We start from the raw sequence: 22697 nt of genomic DNA, 5'->3' as shown, positions 1-22697 counted from the left end.
CGGGGAGATGCTACCCCATCGCTGGAGGCCGGATTCAGCCTGACGCTCGGTCAAGAGGGGATCGCCGGGTGCTTACCCTGCTCAGGTGTTAGCCTTGAAAGGAACGACACATGAGTACGGCGATGGAAACGTCCCCATCGACAACAACTGGATCGAGAACCAGATCCGGCCGATTGCCATCGGCCGCAAGAACTGGCTCTTTGCCGGCTCGCTGCGCGCCTCAACGGGCACGAACCGTGCGCTTATCTGAAGAACATCCTCACCCGCCTGCCGACTCCGCCGCAGAGTCGGATCGGGGACCTGTTGCCGCATCGGGGCGGCTGGAGTCACCCTGAGGCTCGGTCAAGAGGGGATTACCGGGGGCTTACAATGGAAGTGCACTTCTGTCGAACCAAAGCGCCAGTTCGTCCGGTGCGCGCCAGATTGACCGCGCGACCTCTATCGTCCGAATGAATGTCGTCATCATCCACAAAGAGCCCCCGGTCTGCGAAGCTTTCTATCCCACTGTTACCTGCGGGCCGAACAAAGTACGCCAGCCCTCGCGGTTGCACCGCTGGTGGCCTCGAGCGCTCTGCCCCAAGTGATCTGCGCTTGCCCGGTCGACCAGGCACGGTCGAAGTCGACGCCCGTTACTTTGGCTTCACGGGCCAGGGCATCGAGGGCCTGATTCACGCGCAGAATCTCGGCCTGGATCGTCGCCGTGCTGCGCACGCCCACCACGCCGAAGGCGTTGTTGATCGCACTGCCGGCCGCGCCAACCTCGACGCTGGAGTGTTTGGCCGCTTCGCCGCCTTGGCGTTGGTGACCCCTGCGACGGCCTTGGAAGCATCGGCCGCGATGGTGACCTTGAGTTCGAGATCCCTGGACATCCCGCGCGGTCTTCCTTACGGCGTCTCGGTGAGGGGATCGACGAGGCCGCCGGGGACCCCGATCCGGTCCAGCTCGGCCAAGGCCTCGTTGATCATAAGCAGTTCGTGCTCGTGGCCGGGCTGAAACTCGACCGTCGCTTCGTTGAGCGTCCAGGCGACGCTTTTGACACACTGGACCTTGCCGAGCGCCACACGGCACACTTCGAGGGCGGTGCGGATTTTCTGGAGGTTCGCGCTCATAGTGCAGGCGGTCCTGGTCATTCGGGCAGGGTGTTCACGATTCGCTCGATGCTGCGGTCCGACAGGCTGTATTCGCGGCTGAGGAGGAACACGGCCTTTCTGAAGGACAGCGCGTCCTTCGCGGTCAGCTCGTCAAAGCGGGCGCGGGTTGTCCTGGGATCCAGTGGAGTCGTTCAGGGGGGGTGATCTTGAAGCTCGCGAACATCTGGATGGACAAGGCCAGAATTGACATCATAGCCATACTTGCCAGTTCGCTGCCGCCAGACAAGTTGCAACCTATATTAATGGAGCTATCACGGCAGATCCGAAAATAAGCTGAACTGCTATGATCGGCTTGATCACTGGTTGTGCTATACGAGCCACGTTGTTCTTTGCCATGACAAGGCTTGGAGAGGTGATTTAAGGCGTCGAGCGCTCCCTTTCGTACTGCATTGCGGTAGTTCCCCATGACTATCCGATGGCGGCTACCGCTGGGCGCACGACTCGATAGCGCCAAAGGGCGCCTATGAGCACACCGCCTTCAGCTTAGCAGCATCGGTTACGAGTGGATTCCCGCTCCCCTGCCAACGCACGATCCGGGCGTTCCGCTCTCGCTCCCAGGCGTCCACCGGGTAGGTCTTGGCCCAGGCGCACATCAGCTTCTTGTCCGCGGCACTCATCTTGAGACCATAGGCCTGGTACATGTAGAGCGTGATCCGGGCAGCCCGGCCCCGCACTTCCTCGCGAGGCTGAACACGCTTGCCCTTGAAGTCGACAATGGTCTGGCAGGCGCCGTACATCGTGGAACGCTCCCGCGTCCAGGCGCTGTACGCGAAGTTGTTCCGGTCGCCATTCACCTCGCCCACCGCCGGCACAAGGTTATTCAAATCGCCCTCAGCCTTCTGGAAAACCGGGTCGGTGTCGGTGCAGTTCTTGCGGCCACCGTCCTGCCAGCACTGCCGCTGGTGCCCCAGCACCCACGCCGGGACCACGTGCTCCCATTCGATCCGGCCCGCCCGTAGCGCATTCTTGCGGGGGGTATAGCCACAGCTGTCGAAGCTCACCACCGTGCGGACATAGCGGCAGCCACAGTAGAAGTCCTCCTCCAGCCCCTCGAAAACTTGCGGTAGAACCTTCTTGGCATTGGCAAAATCCCGATGACCAACGGCACGCGTGTTGTTGACCAGGGCGGGCGCCTGCGACGCCGGGGCTTCCTGGGCCGTGACCGGGGTCGGACTGGACGTAACGGACGGGGAACGAGAAGTGGTGTTGGCTGCATGGCAGCCGGCCAGCACGCTGGCGATCAACAAGGCGAAATGACGCATCACCGAGAGTTTAACCGCAGCGTGCCCAATATCGCCCTGGCGTCGTCGTCGCGGCCATAGACGAGACGAAGCAAGGCCGGAAGCCAAGGTGACATGCTGCGTCCCTGCTCATAACGGCTTCCGCCTGACTGCGTCATGAACACATTACCCCAGAACGCTCGCTGGCTGATCCCCAGGCGCTCCCTGAACGTTCTCAGTAACGGGCCGTCGGACACCCCAAACGTTGGCAACGCGCCCTGCCCGTCCTGCTCCGGGAAGGTCCGCAGGTAGGTCAGGAGTTCGTCGGCCTCAACGTCTGACCCGTAGCCCAGGTGCAGCAGGATGCGGACGACATCGGGGATGGTGCGCCCCGATTCATAGCGACTACTGACGGCCTGCGAGACTGAAACGACATGCCAGAACTTCGGCTGGGATAAGCCCAGGCGCTTTCGGAGTGCTTTGGCCTGGGCGCCGTTTTCAATCAACAGCGGTGGCAACGGGCGGACGATGTCGTCCTCCTGGATCTCCTCGCCCACGAACTCGGCCAGTTCATCGAGCGAAACCACATCGTCCGCCGAGTCCGCCTCAAGCAGTTCAACGTCGTCCGCGCAGTAGGCCGGCACGCAGCAGCAGAGTAATTGGAGTGAGTGGAGACGATGGGCCTCGACGTAATGCGCCGTGCCCGCTGGCACGCCGATCGTGTCACCTCGTTGGACCTGGATTCGATCCTCGTCGATCATCATCCAGCCCCGTCCCTCGGTGACGTGATAAACCTTCTCGGCCCGCTGGTGGCGATGCCGGAGGGTGCGTTTGCCTGACGGGATGAGGATACCGACCAAGCTCTGGGATTGAATGCCGTGCGCGACCGGGTGCATCAGTTCACGAACCAGCGCGCCATCCTTGGTCCGGTAACCTGGGCTCCCTTCGTAGTCTTGCGCCAGTGGAAGCGTTTTGGCCGCTCTGCCCCTGCCACGCCGCGTCATACCCTGTTCGCTCCCCATTGAAGTCTCTACTCACCAATGCAAATCGGCACACAGGGTATTCCGTTATCGTAACTGACTCAATGCGAAAGACCACCCCATATCCTTCCGCGGGCTCCAGCGAAGTCGCTTCCTTCGGAGCGAGTGCCACACATAGCCTCAAGCAACTTAGCTTGAACCCAGTTCCTTCAACGCAGTCGATCCCTAGGGAACGAGTGTCACCCTGCTTTCCGAGGTGACCGTGAAACCGATGGAGATGCTTCAACGAAGTCGCTCCCTCCAGAGCGAGCGTCACGCAAACGTCTGCACACGTCCGCCGTGCCATGAAGAGCTTCAACGAAGTCGCTCCTTACGCAGCGTAGTGTCACGCTCATGCCCCAGGCCCCGCCCGCGAAACTCGGGGCTTCAACGAAGTCGCTCCCTACGGAGCGAGTGTCTCGACACTGGCTCGGGCTTCCAATCGCTTGGTTTACCCCCTTCAACGAAGTCGCTCTCGCTCCCTTCGGAGCGAGTGTCACACGCTGGCCTTCATTTCCTCGGCCTTGTCCGCATTGCTTCAACGAAGTCGCTCCCTTCGGAGCGAGTGTCACCTGTTCAGGCCTCTAACTACGACTTCGACACCAAGCTTCAACGAAGTCGCTCCCTCCGGAGCGAATATCACGCGGCTTGGCGCGCCAGTTGAAGCTGCTGCCACTTCCTTCAACGAAGTCACTCCCTCCGGAGCAAGCCTCACGGCGGCACCCAGACGCAAACCAATCCGTATTTCACGCTTCAACGAAGTCGCTCCCTCCGGAGCGAGTGCCACAAAAGCCGGCTCGGCTGTCTCGCTTCCTTGGGCTGCTTCAACGAAGTCGCTCCCCCCGGAGCGAATGCCACGCCAGGAGTATGTGCGCATCGTCGATCGCAAGCCTCTTCAACGAAGTCGCTCCCTCCGGAGCGAGTGTCATACGCCCAAGCAAACGCTGGCGTCGTGCCTACGGATACTTCAACGAAGTATGCTCCGTACGGAACAAGTGTCACGTAATTCAGTGCCTGGCCGACCCATGCGTCAAAGCTTCAATGAGGTCGCTCCCACCGGAGCGAGTGCTATGACACTGAGGCGGGCTGCCAATCGTTTGGTTTACCCCCTTTAACGAAGTCGCTCCCTGCGGAGCGAGTGTCACGGAGACGCAGTCGGTCCTCGGGAAGTATTACTGGCTACTTCAACGAGGTCGCGCCCTTCGGAGCGAATGCCACATACGTCACGGGACTTCTGCGCGTGCAACTCGTCGCTTCAACGAAGTCACTCCCGTCGGAGCGAGTGCCCCAACACCGGATCGAGCTGCCAATCGTTTGTCTTACCCCCTTCAACGAAGTCGCCTCTCCGGAGCGAGTGTCACCAAACGGAGTCTTGGGCTTGAGGTACGCGGGCTTGCTTCAACGAAGTCGCCCCCTCCGGAACGAGTGCCGCACGGAATTGCCGAATTTTTCGAGCTGCAGCGTATTCCTTCAACGAAGTCGCTTCCTTCGGAGCGAGTGTCACCCGCAGCGCGGCGCCTACCGTCCCATCGCTCTTCTTGCTTCAACGAAGTCGCTCCCTTCGGAGCGAGTGTCACCCGCCAAGCAATGGCTCGATATCGCGGATATCGGCCCTTCAACGAAGTCACTCCCTTCGGAGCGAGTGCCACAGGACCGCAGTGGCTTCTTCGATTTGCTTGGCGTTGCTTCAACGAAGTCGCTCCCTTCGGAGCGAGTGCCACGGGCATCACTTTAGTAACTGCACAACTCGTCGGATGCTTCAACGAAGTCGCTCCCTTCGGAGCGAGTGCCACAACGATGCGCTACTCTGATCGCCATCCATAAAAAGCTTCAACGAAGTCGCTCCCTTCGGAGCGAGTGCCACAACGATGCGCTACTCTGATCGCCATCCATAAAAAGCTTCAACGAAGTCGCTCCCTTCGGAGCGAGTGCCACAACGATGCGCTACTCTGATCGCCATCCATAAAAAGCTTCAACGAAGTCGCTCCCTTCGGAGCGAGTGCCACCAGCAATTCAACACCACGTCCGCGAACGACATGGCGCTTCAACGAAGTCGCTCCCTTCGGAGCGAGTGCCACGCTCGGCTACGACGGCGGGCCAGCGGGCGACAAGCTGCTTCAACGAAGTCGCTCCCTTCGGAGCGAGTGCCACCGCTACCGATGTTGTTCACGTTGTTGTACACGTCCAAGCTTCAACGAAGTCGCTCCCTTCGGAGCGAGTGCCACGAGATCCCGCCGGCCAGGCCAGCCAGAAATCAGCGCTTCAACGAAGTCGCTCCCTTCGGAGCGAGTGCCACCAGCACGTCAGGCGGCGATATCACGCTGACGACCGGCTTCAACGAAGTCGCTCCCTTCGGAGCGAGTGCCACCTTTCGAAGCGCAGCAGTTCAACGCCAAGCAAATCGCTTCAACGAAGTCGCTCCCTTCGGAGCGAGTGCCACTCTGACGGCGGACGTGGAGGTGCCCTGGGTCGGTGCTTCAACGAAGTCGCTCCCTTCGGAGCGAGTGCCACACCGGGCCAGCTTGGCCAGGGCGTAGCGCAGAAGGCTTCAACGAAGTCGCTCCCTTCGGAGCGAGTGCCACAGGGCAAAGATGTTTCCGTGATCGATTACGGCAAGGCTTCAACGAAGTCGCTCCCTTCGGAGCGAGTGCCACGACGTTCAAATTGACTTTTACGGAGCGCAAGCGGGCGCTTCAACGAAGTCGCTCCCTTCGGAGCGAGTGCCACCCCGCGTGGTCTTTTCGTTCGCCGTGTCCATGGTGCTTCAACGAAGTCGCTCCCTTCGGAGCGAGTGCCACCGGCATGCGAATGCCTGTTCATCAAATGCTTCGATGGCTTCAACGAAGTCGCTCCCTTCGGAGCGAGTGCCACCGCTGCCGTGACCAGGGTATTCACCTGGTCGGATCGCTTCAACGAAGTCGCTCCCTTCGGAGCGAGTGCCACCACTTCGTCCACGATCATCTGCGCCAATTCGCCGGCTTCAACGAAGTCGCTCCCTTCGGAGCGAGTGCCACCCATTTTTTCCCCGTGCACGAGGCACTGACACATGCTTCAACGAAGTCGCTCCCTTCGGAGCGAGTGCCACCTTGTCGAGCTGGCATTTGACATTGGCGCAAAGGGCTTCAACGAAGTCGCTCCCTTCGGAGCGAGTGCCACGGGAATTGTTGGCCCGGATGGGCGAGACAACTATGCTTCAACGAAGTCGCTCCCTTCGGAGCGAGTGCCACGGGCGTTTCAGGAGTATCTGAAGCTGACCAAGAAGCTTCAACGAAGTCGCTCCCTTCGGAGCGAGTGCCACGGGCGTTTCAGGAGTATCTGAAGCTGACCAAGAAGCTTCAACGAAGTCGCTCCCTTCGGAGCGAGTGCCACGGGCGTTTCAGGAGTATCTGAAGCTGACCAAGAAGCTTCAACGAAGTCGCTCCCTTCGGAGCGAGTGCCACAGGTGAAGGACTGGCGCTGTGCCTAGAGACCTGCCGCTTCAACGAAGTCGCTCCCTTCGGAGCGAGTGCCACCAAGACCAGGTCGCGCGGGCGCTACATCACAGACGCTTCAACGAAGTCGCTCCCTTCGGAGCGAGTGCCACTTTTGTTCTGAAGGTTGCGAGTTCGCCCACTACATGCTTCAACGAAGTCGCTCCCTTCGGAGCGAGTGCCACCTGTAGTCATCACCAAGCAAGCCGCCGGCTTCGCGCTTCAACGAAGTCGCTCCCTTCGGAGCGAGTGCCACGTGTTTGACGTCCAGAACGAGGATGACGAATTCGCGCTTCAACGAAGTCGCTCCCTTCGGAGCGAGTGCCACACGAGATGGTGCGTTCTGGTCATCCGGGAATGGAAGGCTTCAACGAAGTCGCTCCCTTCGGAGCGAGTGCCACGATTGCCGAGGCCGGTGTCGTTCAGCAGCTTGGTGCTTCAACGAAGTCGCTCCCTTCGGAGCGAGTGCCACGGTGCGGGGCGACGTTCATACCAAGGGACCGGGCGCAGCTTCAACGAAGTCGCTCCCTTCGGAGCGAGTGCCACCGGGTTCTGGAGATGGATACGTTGCCGGCCTGGTGGCTTCAACGAAGTCGCTCCCTTCGGAGCGAGTGCCACAAGCGCTCACGTCCAGCCTGTCCACTGCGCTGGCGCTTCAACGAAGTCGCTCCCTTCGGAGCGAGTGCCACCGCTCACCTTGCGAATTGCCGTCAGTCGAGAGATTTTGCTTCAACGAAGTCGCTCCCTTCGGAGCGAGTGCCACACTTCAGCCATACCCGATTGATTCCCCTGCCGGATTTCCCTGCACCGCGCGAACCCCTCGCAGACGTTCATCGCTTTCACGATCCCGCTCCAACCACACCCGTAGAATCAATGCGCGGCCCCCGCGCGAACCTCCCGGCCTCGCGCCGTCCACTTGGGGTTCGCGCAAGCTCAAACCAGCTTGCTTTCCAACGCCCCCGATTGTCAGCCCTTTCGGTGCCCTCCGGAATCCCCTTTCACCCCGGAAACCGCTGCCTCGACCTTCCGCCGCACTCTTCACCCACCGTCTGAACGCAGACAGCCCCACAGACCCCGTTACTACCCCGTTACTTTCCACGATCGGAGGGCCGGATGCCCACAGGGTGCCCCCACCCCGCAAAATCGCGCCACGACCCTGTATTCACATTTTGACATTCTGGGGGCTGAAGAGAGTCCACATTGTTCCGCGTCGGGACTATACTCATTTCGGGTATACGAATCGATTATGCGGAGCCATTAATGCTGGACGCACTGTTTCGCGCACTGTTTGACGCCCCACCCAACGCCTGGCAACGGGCGGCCTACACGTCCTTCGTCGCCGGCACCGTGCCCCCGTTCATCAAGGTGCCAACCGCCGGCGGCAAGACCGCCGTGCTGGCGATCTTCCTGGCGGCGCTGGCCACTCAGGCCCAGCGGGGCGCCGTCACGCTGCCCCGTCGTCTCGTCCTGGTCGTAAACCGCCGCGCGCTTGTCGATCAGGCGAGCGGGCTGGCCGAACGCCTGGCCGAGCTCGTGGCGGCCGATGCTGTCCCCGGCCTCCGCGAGGCCTTGGCCGGCCTGTCGTCCCGCGGCACACCGCTGGCCGTATCCACCTTGCGCGGTGCCTTCGCCGATAACGGCGACTGGAGTCTCGACCCAGCCACCCCCGCCCTGATCCTCGGCACGCCGGACATGATCGGCAGCCGCCTGCTGTTCCGTGGGTATGGTCTCGGCCGCTCGCGCGCAGCCACGCACGCGGGGCTACTCGGCGTCGATTCGCTGATCGTGCATGACGAGGCCCACCTGGCGCCGGCCTTCTCCGGCGTGCTGCGGGAGATTGAGGCGCTGGCCCGGCCCAGCGCCGTGGCCGTCGGGCGGCCGCCGCTGCAGGTCATCGAGATGACGGCCACCTTGCCCCCGCATATGGACCATTCACAGGCCCTGGTCGGCTCGGTGGCGGACGACCCCGTACTGGCCCAGCGCATGGGGGCCGCGAAGTGGCTGACGCTCCAGGCCGTGACGGTTGTCGCCAAGGGCAAGCCCGCCTCCCTGGTGGTCCAGGCCCTGGTGGAACGTGCCCTCACCTATAGCAACGCATCCAGGGCGGTGGCCCTCTTCGTCAGTCGGCCGGACGACGCGGCCCGGCTCGCCGAGCGCCTGGTCCAGGGCGGCGTACCGGTCGCACGGATCGCGCTGCTGACCGGCACACTGCGGGCCTGGGAGCGGGAGCAGCTGACCCGCTCCGATGCCTTCCAGCGCTTCTCGCCGGCGCGGACCGAGGAGACGGGCCCCACGGCCTATTTCATTTGCACGTCGGCCGGCGAGATCGGGCTCGACATCGATGCGGATGTGGGCCTGATGGATCTCACCACGCTGGACCGGTTCATCCAGCGGGCCGGCCGCGTGAATCGCCGAGGCCTGCACGTCGGGGAGCTGGTGCTCGTTCATGCGGGCGGCGCCGAGTGGGGCGAACCGCTCCAAGCCCGCTGTGCCCGGACGCTGTCCCTGCTGGAGGAACTGGACGTCCAGGCGGCCGGCCGCGACGCGAGCCCCCTGGCCTTGTCCCGCCTCACCGACGATCCACGCTACGCGGAAGCCGTGCCCCCCGCACCGCCGCGCCGTTCCCTGGAGCCGGCCATCCTCACCCAATGGGCCATGACGTCCCTGCGCCTCGACGCACTGCGCGTACCGGCACCGGATCTCTTTCTACATGGCCTCGACGACGAGGACCGGGACGTGGAGCTCGTGTGGCGCCAGTTCCCCGGTGATGCCGCACGGCTGGCCGATTGGTTCGAAGCCTGGCCGGTATTGCGCCAGGAGCGCGCCCGGCTCCCGATCTACCAAGCGCGGGAACTGGTCGAGGTGCTGTGGCAGCGTGCCCAGGTGGGCAAGGAGGCACGGCCGGCCTTCGTGCTGCTGGATGGCCAGGGCCGCCTGATCGACGACGGGGTGTTCAGCACGCAGGATGCGCTGCGCGCCATCGAGCGGAGCGTTCAGCCCGGGCGCACCCTGGTCCTCCGTCCGGACCTGGGCGGGCTGTCCGTCACAGGACTCCCCGATGCGACGCAATCGGCCGTCGTGGCAGATGTCTCGGCCGAGGGCCGTGGACAGGTGCTCACCGCTCGGTTCAGCGCGGAGGTCTCGACCGGAGAGACGACCTGGTCGTCTGGGGACGACTCGGCGGCGGATCTGGCCGGCCTGGTGGCGCGCTGCGCGCCGGGACACAAGGTGGTCTTCGTCGAGGCGGTCGCGCTGCCGGCAGCGGATCTGGTGGGCGAGGATGCCATCGTGACCCGGAGCGTCCGGGTCTGGCTGCAGGCCCGCGAGATCGACGGGCCGGACGCCGGTGATCCCGCTTCGCTGGGCCGCTGCGATCGGTTGTTGTCCGTGCACCTGGATCTAGCCCGCTGGGCCGCCCAGCGGCTCACCCGGGCCTTGGGTCTTGATGCGCCGGTGGCGCAAACCGTCGAAGCGTCGGCGGGGGGGCACGATGCGGGGAAGGACGACGCGCGCTGGCAGACGGCGCTGGGGAATCCAGATCCCGCCGTGCCCCTTGCCAAGAGCCGACGCACAGCTTTTGACACACGGCTCAATGATGGGTATCGCCATGAGCTGGGGTCGGTGATCCGGCTCCAGGATCAATTGAGCCCGCTCGCCCGCCACCTCGTCGCGGCACACCACGGCTGGGCCCGGCCCACGTTCTCGGACAAGGCCCGGGAGAAGCCGGGGGCGGGACCCGAGGCCGACCGGATCGCGACGGCCTTCCCCCAGTTGAATGCCCAATACGGTCTGTGGGGGCTCGCCTACCTGGAGGCCCTCGTCAAGAGTGCGGATGTGCTGGCGGAGCTGGATGCGGAAGCCCTGATTCCGTCGCCCGGCAGCGAACCCGTGCAGGCCGCGGCGCCAGTCGTCATCGAGTCCGGGTCCGAACCCGACAGCGTGATCGACATCCCGGCCGATCCGCGCAACTTCGGCGAGTACCTGGCCGCCTTCGGACTCCTGAGCCTGCTCGAGCCGGCTCATCCAGCGCTGAGGGCGCAGTGGACGCCGTCCGGCTTCCGTCTGGTGGGGGTCGATGACGCGGCAGTGCTGGGCGCACTGGATGCGTTCCTCACCTTCGAGGTGCGCCTCGACGATGCGGCGCTGCGCCCCGCCCTGGCCGAGGAGAAGTTTCCGCCGGTGCGGCTGCATTTCGCGGACGGGCGCCCGCCCATCCTGATCAACAATTGGCTGCGGCCCGACTTCGAGGAGAAGTCCCACTGGAAGCTGAGCGCCGGCCAGACGGAAGCGGTCGGCATCCTGCGCGGCCTGCAGGCGGCCGCTCGGCAGCTGCGGCCGTCGCTGACGAGTCCCGCCGATCTGCTGCAGGTTGGCACGACGATGAAGGAGCGCTTCCGCTTCGACGCCGGGACCAGCTGGTCGGCCCTCGATGCGGGCTTCACGCTCAACGAGGACGAGCGCTTCAGCACCGTGCGGGTGTTTCTCGAACTGCTGTCGATTCTCGGCGTGCAGTTCGCCTTCGCCCCGCCGGCCGACCAGGAGCCCTTCCGTTATTCGACCTGGTCAGAGCCCCTGCCCATCAGTCTGTGCCTGCTGGCCGCCAAGGGTCTGCTCCCCGCGGCCGACCAGCACCTGATCCCCCGCCGGGTGCCGTCCGGCCAAATGAAAGACGTCTTCACTTCCGAACTCACGCTCGCTCACGAGGTACGCCCATGTCTGCCGAAGTATTTGATCGTCTGAACGCCCTCCTCCTCAACCACCAGGCGGTGGCCATCGTCTGCAAACAAGCACTCGAATCCGTGGAGGGGCCGGCGGGCGCGATCTTCCCGCCGAGCTACCCGGGCAAGGGCCAGGACGACGGGCCCACCTACAACATCAGCACCTTCGCGGACGGGCGCAACGTGTGCACGATCGATTCGGTGCAGTCCCAAGCCAACCGCATCGAGGCGGCGTTTCTGCAGGCGCCTTACCGGGCCCTGGTGCGTGCGGTCTCCGTGAAGGCGCAGTTGGCCGATGGTGAGGTGAAGGACATCGATGTGCTGCAGGCCCCGCACCGGCTTGCCGATGCGACGTTGCGTTTCTCCGATCTGCGGGAGGAAGCAGAAGCGGCTTTCAAGGCCTTCCGCTCGGCGCCGGCCGGTATCGCCAAGCTCTCCCCGATGTCGCTGCTGCTCGGGGCCTGGGACTCCCGTGGCACGCAGAGCAAGATCCCGCGTGCCTTCACGTCCCGGATCGACGCCTACAACGTGCATCCCCTGCAGCGCCATGCCTTGTATTCAGCGGCCCTCACCAGCAAGGAAATCGGAAACGAAGAGAACAGCGGCACGCTCTCGAAGGTGGGCCTGGACAGCGCACCGTCGGGGCCATCCCCGGCCGGCGTGGTCGCTGACGGGGGCGTCCGGCGGGATTCGGTGCTGAACCTCATCGCGCTGCGCCAGAACTGCCAGACCGATCTGGCCGCTGCTGCGCCGGACGCCCTGTCGGCCTATATCTTCGGGCTCGGCTTGGTGGCGCTGACGCTGCAGCCCGAGGCCTTCCTGCGCCAGGGTTGCCTGCTGGTCGCCGCGAGCCCTGTCGAGGCCGTGGTCCGCACGCGGGACGGCAGCCAGACGGTGTTTGCGCTGACGGCCGACGAGGCGCTGACCTACGCCCAGGCGGCGGCCGAGCGGTTTGGTGTGGCCGAGCTCGCACCGATCACCGCTCAGTTCCAGCCGGAGTTGATCGTCGAGAAGGAGAAGAAGGGCAAAGCCAAAAAGAGCGCCAAGGAGAGCGCGGGTGCCTGATCGCTGGCTGGTCCTTGAAGCCCGGTTTCACACGGGCCTGTACCGCGGGTCGGAGTGGCCGCCCTCCCCGTTCCGCCTCCTCCAGGCCCTCGTCGCCGGTAACCGTTCGATCGAGGCGCCGGGGCTCACCTGGCTGGAGCAGCAGGCAGCACCGGACATCTTTGCGCCGGCGGAAGTGCCGGAGAGCCGTTACACGATCTATGTCCCGAACAACACGGATCGGCGTAAGCCCAAGGGACAGACCACCGACCGGGACGTGGTCGAGCGGCGGGTGTCGGGCCCGGTCCGGTATGTGTATCCACTGCGTTCTGAGGCCGATCTCGCCGAAGCCACTCAGTTGATCGGCACGGCCAGCCAGCTCCACACGCTGGGCTCGGGCCAGGATCAGGCGAGCCTGGCCGGGCGCATCGAAGGGGTGCAGCCAACGAGTGCCGAGTCGGAACACCATTACGCACCGTCCCACGCCAGCTGGGTGATGCCGCTGCGCAGTGATATCGACGTGCAGCTGCGCGTCCCGGTCGCGGGGTCTCTCGCCGCCCTGGAGGAGCGATTCCAAGCCAGCCAGGCACGCCTCAGCAAGGACAAGGGCTGGTTCTCGCCAGTGCTCGCACCGGCCGTGCACGAGGTGATGGCGTACTCGCCCGCCGGGCAGGCGGCGCGGGTGGCGATGTTGCCATTGCACCTGAGAAAGCCCGAGCAGGCGCAGGCGTTCCGTCCCTTCGATGCCCGCAATGCGGTGGTGGTGGCGGCGCTGCTGCGCGGGGCCGTCATGCGGCGTACCGAGACGTCGCGTCTCGCCGATTTCGCGGCGGGTTATGGGCCGGAGGCCGAGCCGGACCACCGGCTGTCGTGGGTGCCCCTGCCCTCCCTGGGTCATGCCCATACCGATGGATTGATCCGACGGGCGCTGCTGATGGCGCCGATCGAATGCCTGCCGCAGGTGGCCGAATTGGCGGGGGTGCTGGCCCAGGATGCCCTGCAGATGGCCAACGAGGACAGCGGCGAGTGTGTCGCCCAGGCGGTACTGGCCGATCCCGACGACGGGGTCTTCAACGCGTATCGGCGGGAGAGCACCCAGTGGACCAGCATCACGCCGGTGATCCTGCCCGGCGATCACGCCGACTCACCGCGCCTGGTGCGCAACCTGATCCTGAAGGCGCTGCGCCATGCCGGCATCGACACCGGGCTCCTGGCCGACTTCTCGACGAGCCGGGTGCCGTTCCTGCCCCAGTCCCACCCGGTCGGGGACTACCGGCTCAAGGCCTGGAAGGCGACGCGGCTGATTCCACTTCACGTGCGGCTGCGGTTTCACCAGCCGTTACGGGGGCCGTTACTGCTCGGGCGCGGGCGGCACTTCGGGTTGGGGGTGTTTTGCGGGGCGCGTCAGTAGCGCCTATACCCCCTAATCGGGAGCACCCCCCTCACACAAAGGGCGCAATTCAGATATCAATCATCTCATTGCGCTCCCATGCTGACGCATTCATCTTATGAGGGCTTGCGAGATTGAAGAAAGCGGCGGTGGTGCGACCGACCGGTTAATCATCACTTGTTCGTCTCAAACTGACCGACAAGTCCACGCCTAGTACAACAGAAATCCGATGAAGAATCAGCAACGAGGGATTGGCGACCCCACGCTCCAGTTGCGAGACGTAGGTCCGGTCTACCTCGGCCTGCAAGGCTAGTGCCTCTTGAGATAGCCCTAGCTGCTTTCGAGATTGCTTGATCTCGGCGGCAAGGTCGGCACGGAGTTCGTCGAAAGATTTGACCACCGGCGAACGATGCCGGTGGCGAGATTATCAATCCACGGAATATAATCTACATTCCATTCAATGGATTCCCCTCACCTGTTCTAATCCCATCACCTGACCAGTCGAACCGTTTCAGCGGCGCGATGGCTTTTTGTTGCTATGAGAGAGTCTGATGTTCCTCACCGATAATGCCGCACGTCATCCATTTGCCAGCCAAATTTATGGTGATGGAATGACTGTCTGGCGGGCAGCCACCTTGGCTACGCTGGATGAGTGGTTCTACGTGAATTGCTTGGTCAAATCGCCGGAAGGCGAATTTCCAGAGATCATTCTGATCTCCCATCCCTCCCATGATCTGCTTTCGTTCATTGACCAGCGGAAGGATGACGTCACCGTGATCGATGTCCAACTCGTCAGCCCGCCATATATGAATGGCACGCGGCAATGGAAGATGGAGCCGCTGGTTCGGATTTGGAGGAATCCGTCGAACGCCTGGTCTCACCGATACGAGGTCGCTAATGGCAGCTGGTACCACTCTGTCAGCAACGATCAGGACAGCACCGAATTTGAGCTTTGTCGGGAATTCGCCGCGGTCGACACGACCGAGTCCACGCCTGCATAGACGGCTGGTTCCTGTAGGACGGCCTGTTTAGTCTTACAGGCTGACTCTGTGTCGATCCGTTCCTTTGCACGCGAGCCGTGCGTTCATGGCCCTTGCGTTTTCTTGCGCCGCTCGGTGACCAGCTCGGCAACATCTCCCTGAATGCGCTCAATGACCGCCTCCTGAGCCGCTGCGGTCGCCCTGGAGGTCGCCAGTTCCAGGCTCAATTGCTGAATACGCTCCTCCAATGCAGCACGACCGGCTTCGAGACCCTGATTTCGTTCAAGGAGCTCACCTATGCGCGCGCCGCGCTCAAGGGCGCGCTGCTCGACCTCATGTAATCGTTGCTGGGCAAAGATCAGTTCATCCCGCTCCTTCTTGAGCGATCGATTCTCTGCCTTTGCCTGGCGCAAGCTGGTGCTGGATCCCGCCAGTTCGCTTGCCAAGCGCGAGCATTCCTGGTGGGCGTGAATGAGCTCATGCTGCTTCTTGTTGCCGACCTCCTGCAGGGAGCGGATCTCTCCCTGCAGGTAGGCTACTTGCTGATCATGCTGGCGCAGCTCCTGATCCCGTTGCTCTTTCACTGACTGTCTGAAATGCGCCAAGGCTTCACGGGAATGCTGGTGTTTCTCCTCCAGCGATTGCCGGTGCTCTTCCTCGGCCGCCAGACGCTCTTGAAGATCCGAAACCTGTTGAGCAACTTGTGTTCGGGCCAAGGTCTCTTCGCGCAACGCCTTTTGCGTATCCTTGTGTGCCTCCCGCTCGCGCACAAGAGCGAGCTGGCATTCCTCTAGTTGCTGACGAAAGGACTCCGCCTCTTCAGTCGCTGCCTTTGATTGCGCCTGGGCATCTTGAAGGCGTTTGCTGTGCCGTGTCTCGGCCTCGGACACTCTGGCATTGGCCTCTCCATGGAGGCGTTCGGCCAATCGCCCCACCAGATCCAGCAGGGATTCGCTGACGGCCACCTTGCTGCCTGTGACCGCACCGTCCTCCTCCTCGATCTCCTTCAGGTAGCGACTGATGGTCGTCCGCGACCCCGTATTGCCCAGCTCTACCCGTATGGCATCAATCGATGGGTGCTTGCCGAGGGCGATCAGTTTGTCCCGTGCTCGCACCACTTCGGATTTGTAGATGCCTGCCCTGGCCATGGTCTGCATGTAATTTCATACTGTAATACGTATTATGATAATACATGCTGAATTTTTGGTTTGATGTTTCATTTTTCAATGACATCTAACATTCAATAATAGGGGGTTATTCAATGTTGGAAGTCTCAGAGAGGCTAACGGGCTTGTATCTGGTGTACAACGGGCTCTGAACCGATAGAAATAGCGCGCCAACGCACACCTTCGTCACTGACTCTATGCCGCAGGCAAGTGCGGCCTGGACATGCGGCCCCGAGGCGCTGTCCCGTCCGAGCTATACTGAGAAATCAAATGAGTAGGTGCGATCATGGAATTCATTGCGAAAACACCACGTCCCAAGAGGGGGCGCACGGCGCAAGCCAAGGAGCGCGTAACCTCTGGCATCGAGTGGATCAGCACCAGTAAGAATTCCCAAAGTAAGGTAATCAAGAAGCGTGCAGGCACCACTCATGCTCGCGTCGGCGTGCTCGCTTACGCCAAGAGTCTCTACCAAGCCTCCCCAGCCGAGTTTACCGGCGTGATTCGGGGAAAGGTTCCCGCCACCCACGTGGACCTGATCGTCGATCTGACGTCCGTCCCTAGGGATCGTATTGTCCGTATCCTCGACCTGCGGCGAGCCACCATTGCACGAAAAATACGTGAAGGCGAAATGCTTTCGACCGATCAGTCAGAACGGGTGCTGGGACTGGAGCGTTTGATCGGTCAAGTCGCAATCATGGTAGGAGACTCTGGTGATGCGACAGGCTTCGATGCGGCTAGGTGGGTCGGTGATTGGCTTGAACAGCCCATTCCTGCGTTGGGAGGTGCGAAGCCGGCGGACTACATGGACACAACAGACGGCCAAGAACTGGTCTCTCGTCTACTTGTGCAGACCCAGGCTGGGGTTTTTGCCTGATGCGCGCATGGCGGATTGCAAGCGACACACCGAACTATACGGCAGATGACCTGACGGGAGCCGGAGCGAAGATCGCAGGCGGACGTTGGAATCGCTAAGGGCTGCCGATGCTCTATTGCGCATCGTCCGTGTCACTGGCATGCCTGGAAACGATGGTCCACCTTGGTGTAGGAGGCCTGCCCCTCAATCGTTACCTCGTTGAGATTGAGAGTAAGCGCCCATTTCTACCCGTAACGCAGATTCATCTTGCCTCCGGCGGTACCATCCGCGCCTGTTGGTCGTCTAGTAATACTGCCGTATATAGCTGTAAGCCTTCTCAAACAGTTCCTCATCAGCATGCAGCTTGTATTTGAACAGAGCTTTGCGTAGTGCCTTCTTGACCTCCCGTTCACCGGCCTGCGTACCTTGCCAGCCGGGGAATCGTACGAAGCGGACGATTTCATCAATGTCTGCGACCACCCGTTCGACCATGATGGGTGTCTCCGCCGTTTTGACCTCGTTGAACAGTTCTGTCAACGCAGCCTTGCCACGGTCCTCGTCTTCTTCAGGGGGCACTTCCTTCTCAGCCTGCAGCGTTTCCTTGGCAATCTCCAAGAGCTGCTTCAAAAACTCGACGCTGTTGATCTGACCTGATTCAAAACGGTCCTTCAGTGCATCCAACCGCTCTGACAGTTGTTTGAACTTCGGATTGCCCGCATGTGTGCGCATGCGTCGGTTCAGCTTGATCTCGATCTCCTTGGCCTTTTTGGGGTCAGGATTGGAGAGCACTGCTTCCAGCAGGTCGGCATCCAGCACCAGGGTGTCGAGGTCATCGCGCACCGCATCCACATGTACGTTTTGGTGGATCAGCTCTATGGTCTTGGCGCCCAGCGAATGCCAGATCAGCTTGCCATGTCCGCTGGACGGCTGTACCGACTGGTAGACCTGCGACAGCCACTTGTAGTCCTTTTCGAACGGACCCAGCACGGTGTCCGGTGAAAGCGCCTCCCAGATGCGGCCAAGCACGCTGAACTCGGCGGCAAAGTTATCTCGCACCTGTCCGCGCCGATTGGCGACGCGCGATGACGAATGGGGCTCTAGAGGCTCGTCCCGCAAGGATCAGACGCAGGAGGTTAGGCGGCCACCTACCTGATCGAACTGACCGCCGAACTCTACATGAACCTCATGGACGATGACCGACGGACCTGCGCTTCAATACGTCAGGTACTGCTGGAGGCCTTCATGCCGCACATTACCGCCTGGGACCGCACGGTCATACTGAACCACCACACTGTAGCTTCATGAGCGAAGTGTGCTCGCTGCTGGATAGTATCCATTGCGCACCTTCTCTTTTTTGATCTAGTATTCGAATGCCTTCCCATCGCGTGGAAGGCATTCTTACGTACTGTGCCTTTACCATGAAACACTCTGCCCGCAGCCTTCTTATGAAGAAACACGCTTCGTCCCTCAAGGCGAAGAAGCGGCTTGTCGTGTCCGTGGAGTCTGTCCGGCCGACTCAGGCTGTTCAGGAGCGCGCGGTACATCTGGCCGCTGCGGCTCAGCGCGCCAAAGAGGCTCACTTCCTCGACAAATACCGGATCACGCTGCCGGGCTGATGCTGTCCGAAGCGGGCTACGGTTACCTCCCGATCACGGAGGTGAATCCGACGACCCTTGAGAGATTCTCCTGTGGAAAGCCCCGGCTGGACGAGTTCCTGGCGACGCAGGCGCTGGCCTTGCATGAAGCCAGGCTGGGCTTCACCAACGTGGTTTTTCATCAGCAGTTCGAAGGCCCGGTTGGGTATTTCACCCTCGCCAACGATGCGATCAAGCTCAATACTTCAGAGAAGTTCGACTTGGGGGTCGATGAACACGTCGAACTTGCTGCCTTTCCCGCGGTGAAGATTGGACGACTTGCGGTCCATCAGGACCTCCAGCGTACGGGTGTGGGTGCCGCCTTGATGGCGCTCCTGCTCGGCGACATTCTCAATACGGCAGGCTTGTCCGCCGCACGATTGATCGTTGTCGATGCGGACAACGATGATGCGGTGCTCGGTTTCTACAAAAAGCTTGGGTTCGAGACCAGCCTGTGGGCGGAAGACATGGCCAGGAACCACACCAAGAAGCGCGTTCGGCCCGCTACGATCAAGATGCACCGGGACGTCTTCAAGGGCCTCTGAGTGCATCAGCTGCGGCCGACCGGCTGCCCCTTCCCGTGAAAAACCTCCAGGTAAGCTGACCATACGCCATTGAGGAGCTGCCGGTAGCGATGTATGTCGCCCGGACGGACGAAAAGGTCTTGCCCGAAGAGCGGTGTGCCGATATCCGGTTTATGAACAATGACCGTCGGGTCATCGAGCGCATCCTGCTCCCAGTCATTGAGAAAAAGGTGAGGTGCCACGGCATAGAGCTCTTTGGCCGAAGTACCGTCCCCGTGTTTGACGGTATTGGCCAGCAGGCGGAGTTCATCCAGGCCAGAACGTTGGTCTGTGGTCAGGACGGGATCCAGGGACATCTTGTCCCACGCGTGCAGTACGTCGGGCCCAAATTTGAGCGGCTTTTGCCGCAGGACTCGAACGTGAAAAGTCCGGACTTGCTGCTCAAACAAGTGGTAGAGACTGACCGCAAACATGTTCTGAAGCCCCTGGCGGAGATCGAGCACGATGTCGAAATGCTCCACTGAGGCCTCCAAAACAGCATCATGGGCCATTTGCGGATCGAGCCAATTGCCGTCGTTGGCGCACTCAAGACTCGCTCGATACGCCTCCTGTTGAATCGCCTCGACTTCCTCGTGTACGGAGTCGAACGTCGGCAGGAGCCGCGCCGTCAAGGTATCGACAAGCCGGTCGATCTGATTGCGGTACAGCTGTCGATAATGTTCCAGCTCCCAGTGGGTCAGCATCGCCGACATGTCCTTTTTATCCCTTTTGGGAAGGACATACTAAGCGCTTTCGGCTAAGCGTCGTTCATCTCGGCTTAGGCGCCTGAAGCTGTTTGCTCCGCGGTGGATTTGTCATACCCTTGTCCTCGATGAACCGCCTCGACCAATACCTTGACGCCGCCCAGCGGGAAAACACCCGTCTGAGCTACGAATCGGCCTTGCGACACTTCGAGGTTGAGTGGGGAGGTTTTTTGCCGGCTACGACCGACTCGGTTGCCCGTTATCTGGCCGACTACGGCGGTAAGCTTGCGTCCAGCACGCTACGCCATCGATTGGCCGCACTGTCCCGGTGGCATGCCGATCACGGTTTTGTCGATCCGACCAAAGCCCCCCTGATTCGCCAGGTTCTCAAGGGTATCCGGGCGCTCCACCCCAGTCAGGAGAAGCAGGCCAAGCCCCTTGAGCTTGACCATTTGCAGCGCGTTGTCGATTGGCTTGAACGCGGGATCGCCCTTGCACAGGTATCTGGCGATCAACAGGCGCTCCTGCGACATACCCGTGATCGAGCACTGGTTCTCATCGGCTTCTGGCGGGGCTTCAGAGCCGACGAACTCTCCAGTCTGCGCATTGAGTATATCGACGTTGTTCCCGGCGAAGGCTTGACCTGCTATCTCCCGCGAAGCAAAGGAGACCGGGCGTTTGCGGGACGGCGCTTTCAATGTCCGGCCTTGTCGAGACTTTGTCCCGTGACCGCATACTCGACATGGATCGCAAGCTCGGGGCTCGTTGAAGGTGAGGTTTTTCGGAAAATTGGGCGATGGGGAAACCTCGCGCCGACGGGTCTTCATCCCGGAAGTCTGATCCCGCTGCTGCGGGATATCTTTGCCGCGGCGGGGATCGAAGAATCGGGAGACTATAGTAGTCACTCACTGCGCCGAGGATTTGCAGGTTGGGCACGGGCCAGCGGCTGGGATGTGAAGGACTTGATGGCCTATGTCGGCTGGAAGGACATCAAGTCGGCCATGCGATACATCGATGCGGTGGATTCCGGACTGCAGGCGCGCTTCGAGAAGGGATTGGTTTTACGGGAGGCGCCTGCCGAACACAAAGCTGCGCCAGCGGAAGCACGCCTTGCGCCTGAGACTGCCACTGTCCGCGTAAAACTCACGCTGATCCGTCTGAGCGAGTCAATGCGCGGGATGACCCGGGCCCGCCAAGCCATTGAACAGCGCTGCTTCGGGCCCTTGAACATGCGCCGTCTCAACCCGGACGGCTCCGAGTACGAACTGGCGATTCCCCTTGTGTCCAGAGCGGCACTGGACGAAACGATCTACGAGCTGATCGACGCGATCTACCAGATTGCGGATGACAATCACTGCGGGCTCGAAACGAGCTTCCACGAACCTTCTACCAACACCACCTGGGATTGATTCATATGGATAACGATTTGGGCTCATTCCTCGTTTTTCGGGAACTGACGGTTCGCGGCCTTTATCCGGCCCTGGAGCGTTTGGGAGAGGCAATCCAGGAACACTTGCCCGCCCACTGGCGACGCGACAAAGCTAAGGAGCAGGAAAACGCCTCCATGTTCGGCGATAGATCACTGCTTGTCTTCGAACGGGATGGCTCAGGCGGGCTACCCGCTTCCGGGGTGGCCATGCTGACTGAAGGCGAGAAAGCGGAAGTCATCAACATCGTTCCGCTCGAAAAGAGCCAGTTGTCTGCCCAGGAGTACAACGCCGTCCTGGTTGAACTGACCAAGAGCGCGATACAACCTGCAGCTGTTGCACTGGGAATCAAATGCGAGCTCACCGATGACCAGAAGCCTTTTACGGTATGGGTCAGCCCCGCGGCAGGTGAGGCCTTGCAGCGATTCAGTATTCTGGCCAACCATGGGACGGGTTCAGCCCACCCGTTAGACAGGGAGCGCTGGTTCGCCTTTCTGCTTCAGTGCCATCGAGACCGTTGCGAACTGGACACGGACATGCTCCGGCGATGGCTGATGGAGCAAGGAGGTTGGACCTTTGAGCGCGCAAGCGATCTGGTCATCGAGTATGAATTCGGGCGCGGCCTGCTGAAGTTCGCCGAGCAGAACGCATGAGTGCCAGCGATGAGGGCATTGGTCGGCCCTGGATCTTCATTCTCGATACCTGTGTGCTGCTGGATATCGTTCGAGCCCCGGTTCGGCGCGAATTCTCTACCGAGAATGCACGGGCGCTCGTTGACGTGGCGAACGGGGTACGCACTGGCGCTCAGGATATCCGCATCGTCATTCCATCGTTGGTTCGCGAGGAGTTCGAACTGAATTTCCCCAAAGTTCAGAGTGATGCTGTTCAGGAGCTTTCCCGTACGCTATCGAATCTTGCTCATGCGCACCAGACGCTGGACATTCTTTCTGCTCGAACACCGAGCCCTTCGACTCTGGACGCGGCCCAATGGATCGCGGGTTGCGAAAGCTTTGCGCGAGACCTGATCGATACCGCCCAAGAACTCCCGACATCCGACGAAGATGTCCGACGGGCGGGCCGGCGCTCCTTGAAGGCGGTTGCACCCGCGAAGCGGGGGAAATCCAGCTTGCCGGATTGCGTCATTACCGAATTCGCGCTGCGTATCGCCCGGGAAAATGTTCAGAACGCCAGCCCATCCTCAGTTCTTTTCATCAGCTCCAACGATGCCGACTACTGCGACGGCCGACGCCTGATTGCATCGCTACAAACTGAGTTCGATGCTGCGGGACTGGATTTCTGCAGGAACTGGGCGGAGTCTCGCGGAAGCATCATGCGTAGGTAGGTGAAGACCTATGCCA

General features: G+C 61.6%; 18 protein-coding genes, 1 pseudogene and 1 CRISPR repeat array. Of the genes and pseudogenes, 12 read left to right on the top strand and 7 right to left on the bottom strand.

From position 1 onward, the window contains the following. Nucleotides 1-121: 121 nt before the first annotated feature. Nucleotides 122-315, top strand: a pseudogene (locus tag B4920_RS23750) (transposase); the annotation flags it as partial. Nucleotides 316-884: 569 nt separating this feature from the next. On the opposite strand, the gene B4920_RS23740 reads toward B4920_RS23750, so the two are convergent. From B4920_RS23740 to B4920_RS29605, 3 genes are all read right to left on the bottom strand, one after another. Next, nucleotides 885-1109 carry a hypothetical protein gene (locus B4920_RS23740; RefSeq protein ID WP_079437180.1) on the bottom strand — a complete coding sequence of 75 codons (225 nt, stop codon included), beginning with the start codon at nt 1107-1109 and terminating at the stop codon, nt 885-887. A gap of 503 nt (nt 1110-1612) precedes the next feature. Next, nucleotides 1613-2413 (bottom strand): endonuclease, encoded by an 801-nt coding sequence (locus B4920_RS23735; protein WP_079437178.1) that lies wholly within the window; start codon nt 2411-2413, stop codon nt 1613-1615. Then, the gene (locus B4920_RS29605; protein WP_161493382.1) at nt 2413-3393 is read right to left on the bottom strand and encodes a cupin domain-containing protein; all 981 of its coding nucleotides are present in this window, start codon (nt 3391-3393) and stop codon (nt 2413-2415) included. The genes B4920_RS23735 and B4920_RS29605 overlap by 1 nt, the downstream gene beginning before the upstream one ends. Before the next feature lie 1033 nt (nt 3394-4426). Beyond that, nucleotides 4427-7623: direct repeats of the CRISPR family, unit length 37 nt; unit sequence GCTTCAACGAAGTCGCTCCCTTCGGAGCGAGTGCCAC. Between the two features lie 497 nt (nt 7624-8120). On the opposite strand from B4920_RS29605, the gene cas3u reads away from it, so the two are divergent. Genes cas3u through csb2 form a run of 3 tightly spaced genes read left to right on the top strand, consistent with a single transcriptional unit; the run spans nt 8121 to nt 14033 of the window. Then, entirely contained in the window at nt 8121-11600 is a 3480-nt protein-coding gene (cas3u, locus tag B4920_RS23725; protein ID WP_079437176.1) for a type I-U CRISPR-associated helicase/endonuclease Cas3, read from the top strand. Beyond that, nucleotides 11573-12643, top strand: coding sequence for a type I-U CRISPR-associated RAMP protein Csb1/Cas7u (gene cas7u, locus B4920_RS23720; protein WP_079437174.1), 1071 nt, complete (start codon nt 11573-11575; stop codon nt 12641-12643). Before cas3u ends, cas7u begins: the two co-directional genes overlap by 28 nt. Then, complete coding sequence (gene csb2, locus B4920_RS23715; protein ID WP_079437172.1) at nt 12636-14033, top strand: type I-U CRISPR-associated protein Csb2; 1398 nt, start codon at nt 12636-12638, stop codon at nt 14031-14033. The genes cas7u and csb2 overlap by 8 nt, the downstream gene beginning before the upstream one ends. 145 nt (nt 14034-14178) lie before the next feature. On the opposite strand, the gene B4920_RS23710 is transcribed toward csb2, so the two are convergent. After that, nucleotides 14179-14412 (bottom strand): helix-turn-helix domain-containing protein, encoded by a 234-nt coding sequence (locus B4920_RS23710; protein WP_079437170.1) that lies wholly within the window; start codon nt 14410-14412, stop codon nt 14179-14181. Nucleotides 14413-14563: 151 nt separating this feature from the next. Between B4920_RS23710 and B4920_RS23705 the strand changes: the two genes are divergently transcribed. After that, the gene (locus B4920_RS23705; RefSeq protein WP_079437168.1) at nt 14564-15013 is read left to right on the top strand and encodes a hypothetical protein; all 450 of its coding nucleotides are present in this window, start codon (nt 14564-14566) and stop codon (nt 15011-15013) included. Between the two features lie 83 nt (nt 15014-15096). Here the strand turns inward: B4920_RS23705 and B4920_RS23700 are convergent, their stop codons facing one another. After that, nucleotides 15097-16149 carry a DNA-binding protein gene (locus B4920_RS23700; protein ID WP_079437167.1) on the bottom strand — a complete coding sequence of 351 codons (1053 nt, stop codon included), beginning with the start codon at nt 16147-16149 and terminating at the stop codon, nt 15097-15099. Between the two features lie 295 nt (nt 16150-16444). Between B4920_RS23700 and B4920_RS30620 the strand changes: the two genes are divergently transcribed. Then, the gene (locus B4920_RS30620) at nt 16445-17032 is read left to right on the top strand and encodes an antitoxin Xre/MbcA/ParS toxin-binding domain-containing protein (protein WP_254051040.1); all 588 of its coding nucleotides are present in this window, start codon (nt 16445-16447) and stop codon (nt 17030-17032) included. A gap of 107 nt (nt 17033-17139) precedes the next feature. Next, nucleotides 17140-17385, top strand: a complete 246-nt coding sequence (locus B4920_RS31055; protein WP_368664737.1) for a hypothetical protein — start codon at nt 17140-17142, stop codon at nt 17383-17385. On the opposite strand, the gene B4920_RS23685 is transcribed toward B4920_RS31055, so the two are convergent. Continuing rightward, the gene (locus tag B4920_RS23685; RefSeq protein WP_254051039.1) at nt 17315-18037 is read right to left on the bottom strand and encodes a DUF3387 domain-containing protein; all 723 of its coding nucleotides are present in this window, start codon (nt 18035-18037) and stop codon (nt 17315-17317) included. The two genes, B4920_RS31055 and B4920_RS23685, sit on opposite strands and share 71 nt — an antisense overlap. Nucleotides 18038-18456: 419 nt before the next feature. On the opposite strand from B4920_RS23685, the gene B4920_RS29600 reads away from it, so the two are divergent. Continuing rightward, nucleotides 18457-18627, top strand: a complete 171-nt coding sequence (locus B4920_RS29600) for a hypothetical protein (RefSeq protein WP_161493381.1) — start codon at nt 18457-18459, stop codon at nt 18625-18627. Beyond that, nucleotides 18627-19190: an N-acetyltransferase gene (locus tag B4920_RS23680; protein ID WP_079437165.1), complete on the top strand. Its 564-nt coding sequence runs from the start codon at nt 18627-18629 to the stop codon at nt 19188-19190. The genes B4920_RS29600 and B4920_RS23680 overlap by 1 nt, the downstream gene beginning before the upstream one ends. Nucleotides 19191-19195: 5 nt before the next feature. Here the strand turns inward: B4920_RS23680 and B4920_RS23675 are convergent, their stop codons facing one another. Next, nucleotides 19196-19921 carry a hypothetical protein gene (locus B4920_RS23675; RefSeq protein WP_079437163.1) on the bottom strand — a complete coding sequence of 242 codons (726 nt, stop codon included), beginning with the start codon at nt 19919-19921 and terminating at the stop codon, nt 19196-19198. A gap of 119 nt (nt 19922-20040) precedes the next feature. Here B4920_RS23675 and B4920_RS23670 point away from each other — a divergent pair, with 119 nt between their 5' ends. The 3 genes from B4920_RS23670 to B4920_RS23660 are packed head-to-tail and all read left to right on the top strand — an operon-like array spanning nt 20041 to nt 22681. Continuing rightward, nucleotides 20041-21321: a site-specific integrase gene (locus tag B4920_RS23670; protein WP_079437162.1), complete on the top strand. Its 1281-nt coding sequence runs from the start codon at nt 20041-20043 to the stop codon at nt 21319-21321. Nucleotides 21322-21326: 5 nt separating this feature from the next. Next, entirely contained in the window at nt 21327-21992 is a 666-nt protein-coding gene (locus B4920_RS23665; RefSeq protein WP_079437160.1) for a hypothetical protein, read from the top strand. Further along, a complete protein-coding gene (locus B4920_RS23660) occupies nt 21989-22681 on the top strand; it encodes a PIN domain-containing protein (RefSeq protein ID WP_079437158.1) in 693 nt (230 codons plus the stop codon). The genes B4920_RS23665 and B4920_RS23660 overlap by 4 nt, the downstream gene beginning before the upstream one ends. Nucleotides 22682-22697 lie beyond the last annotated feature (16 nt).

Origin of the sequence: Zoogloea sp. LCSB751, from assembly GCF_002028455.1 — a bacterium.
GTDB lineage: Bacteria > Pseudomonadota > Gammaproteobacteria > Burkholderiales > Rhodocyclaceae > Zoogloea.
The sequence above is the reverse complement of the archived record's forward strand: the minus strand, read 5'-3'. Positions and strand labels throughout refer to the sequence as shown.

Coding starts and splice junctions, on each gene's coding strand:
- B4920_RS23740 (WP_079437180.1), bottom strand. CDS start 1,109: ATGAGCGCGAACCTCCAGAAAATCCGCACCGCCCTCGAAGTGTGCCGT.
- B4920_RS23735 (WP_079437178.1), bottom strand. CDS start 2,413: ATGCGTCATTTCGCCTTGTTGATCGCCAGCGTGCTGGCCGGCTGCCAT.
- B4920_RS29605 (WP_161493382.1), bottom strand. CDS start 3,393: ATGGGGAGCGAACAGGGTATGACGCGGCGTGGCAGGGGCAGAGCGGCC.
- cas3u (WP_079437176.1), top strand. CDS start 8,121: ATGCTGGACGCACTGTTTCGCGCACTGTTTGACGCCCCACCCAACGCC.
- cas7u (WP_079437174.1), top strand. CDS start 11,573: ATGTCTGCCGAAGTATTTGATCGTCTGAACGCCCTCCTCCTCAACCAC.
- B4920_RS23705 (WP_079437168.1), top strand. CDS start 14,564: ATGTTCCTCACCGATAATGCCGCACGTCATCCATTTGCCAGCCAAATT.
- B4920_RS23700 (WP_079437167.1), bottom strand. CDS start 16,149: ATGCAGACCATGGCCAGGGCAGGCATCTACAAATCCGAAGTGGTGCGA.
- B4920_RS30620 (WP_254051040.1), top strand. CDS start 16,445: ATGGAATTCATTGCGAAAACACCACGTCCCAAGAGGGGGCGCACGGCG.
- B4920_RS31055 (WP_368664737.1), top strand. CDS start 17,140: ATGCTCTATTGCGCATCGTCCGTGTCACTGGCATGCCTGGAAACGATG.
- B4920_RS29600 (WP_161493381.1), top strand. CDS start 18,457: ATGAAGAAACACGCTTCGTCCCTCAAGGCGAAGAAGCGGCTTGTCGTG.
- B4920_RS23680 (WP_079437165.1), top strand. CDS start 18,627: ATGCTGTCCGAAGCGGGCTACGGTTACCTCCCGATCACGGAGGTGAAT.
- B4920_RS23675 (WP_079437163.1), bottom strand. CDS start 19,921: ATGTCGGCGATGCTGACCCACTGGGAGCTGGAACATTATCGACAGCTG.
- B4920_RS23670 (WP_079437162.1), top strand. CDS start 20,041: ATGAACCGCCTCGACCAATACCTTGACGCCGCCCAGCGGGAAAACACC.
- B4920_RS23665 (WP_079437160.1), top strand. CDS start 21,327: ATGGATAACGATTTGGGCTCATTCCTCGTTTTTCGGGAACTGACGGTT.
- B4920_RS23660 (WP_079437158.1), top strand. CDS start 21,989: ATGAGTGCCAGCGATGAGGGCATTGGTCGGCCCTGGATCTTCATTCTC.